Consider the following 1,528-nt stretch of genomic DNA (forward strand, 5'->3'; position numbering starts at 1 on the left):
CATCAGTGATGGCATAGTTGTTGGATGCAATTGCGTCTTCGAGCTGAGTGGTGCTGTTGACGAATTGGACGTTGTCTATTCCAGCTTCGTTGTAGGCGCGTTGCGCTTTTTCGACGTTGCGGTTGGCGATCGCTACGAGTTCCATACCTGGAACTGAGTTGATGATTTGATTGGCAATCCCGCGTCCCATGAATCCTGAGCCGATCATGCCCACACGGATTGGCTTTCCTGCTTCTGCTCTTGCTTTTAGTGCGCTGTCTATTATGATCATGCCTATACTCCTATAACAGTCTGTTCCAACAAAGCCCAAGCAGCATCTTTAGCAGAAATCTCACTGACTGGGATTGGCCAATCAATCCCCAAAACAGGGTCATCATAACGCAACCCGCGCTCATAGCCTGGAGTGTAAAACTCACCAACCTGATAGACGACTTCTGCACCATCCGTCAGTGCTTGATAACCGTGGGCAAACATTTCTGGGACATACAACGCGCGGCGATTTTGAGCAGATAACTCCACACCAATATGTTGCAAGTACGTTGGTGATTGTGGGCGCATATCAACAATCACGTCATAAATTGCACCAGAGATACAACGCACAAGTTTAGTTTCACACGCAGGGGCGACTTGATAATGCATCCCGCGTAGCGTTCCTTTGTGATGGTTAAACGACAAGTTGCATTGTGCTACTGTTGCTTTTAACCCGTGTGCGGCAAATTCTTCGGCACAGTAGGTGCGGGCAAAAAAACCACGATGATCTGGTTTTTCTTCTATGTCAATGATGTATGCACCTTTAAGAGGTGTTTGAGTAAATTTCATGCTGTTCTCCAATAGAAATCTTTGTCTATTTGCTGCGTGCGCATTAAGTATTCCAATTGTTTTAAGCGAGTGAAACCTCGAAATAAAAAGGTTTCTTCTGACATATCAATTTGAGTAAATACGTTATATAGCTGTTGTGCACCACGTTGTGCATCCCACTCGCATTTGAATCCTGGTAGTTGAGTGTTGATCTTCTCAAAGGAAACACGGTAGCTGCGGTTGTCGGCACCATTATCTCCAAAACTGACTTGGCATCCTGGAAAGACATCCGCAATAATTTCTGCCACTTCTTTGACACGATAGTTATGTGCCGTGTCCCCGACATTAAAAATTTGGTTATGTACAATGTCGCGCGGCGCTTCTAAGGCACAGATGATTGCCTGACAAATATCAAGCGCATGAACTAAAGGACGCCAAGGAGTACCATCACTAGTCATCTTAATCTCATTAGTCGTCCATGCTAGTCCGGCGAGGTTATTGAGGACAATATCAAAGCGCATTCTGGGTGAGGCACCAAATGCTGTGGCATTGCGCATAAATGTCGGCGAAAAATCATCATCGGCGAGTGCTTGAACATCGCGTTCGACAAGCGTTTTACACTCAGCGTAAGCAGTTTGCGGATTGACTGGAGACTCTTCGGTGACATCAACGCCTGTGGCGACACCATACACACTGCATGACGACATATACACAAAGCGTCTTACCCCTG

The 1,528-nt window shown here is 46.2% G+C and carries 3 protein-coding genes; all 3 read right to left on the reverse strand.

Annotated features, from left to right (window positions below; translation table 11 throughout):
• Positions 1 to 271: Gfo/Idh/MocA family oxidoreductase (locus CSQ79_RS26860; protein ID WP_289501595.1), on the reverse strand; the 271-nt coding region annotated here is incomplete at its 3' end.
• Positions 272 to 273: 2 nt separating this feature from the next.
• Positions 274 to 819, reverse strand: a complete 546-nt coding sequence (gene rfbC / locus CSQ79_RS26865) for a dTDP-4-dehydrorhamnose 3,5-epimerase (protein WP_099704158.1) — start codon at positions 817 to 819, stop codon at positions 274 to 276.
• The coding region (locus CSQ79_RS26870; RefSeq protein ID WP_099704159.1) for an SDR family oxidoreductase at positions 816 to 1,528 on the reverse strand (713 nt) is incomplete at its 5' end. The genes rfbC and CSQ79_RS26870, both read right to left, overlap by 4 nt.

This window comes from Gloeocapsopsis sp. IPPAS B-1203, assembly GCF_002749975.1.
Classification (GTDB): domain Bacteria; phylum Cyanobacteriota; class Cyanobacteriia; order Cyanobacteriales; family Chroococcidiopsidaceae; genus Gloeocapsopsis.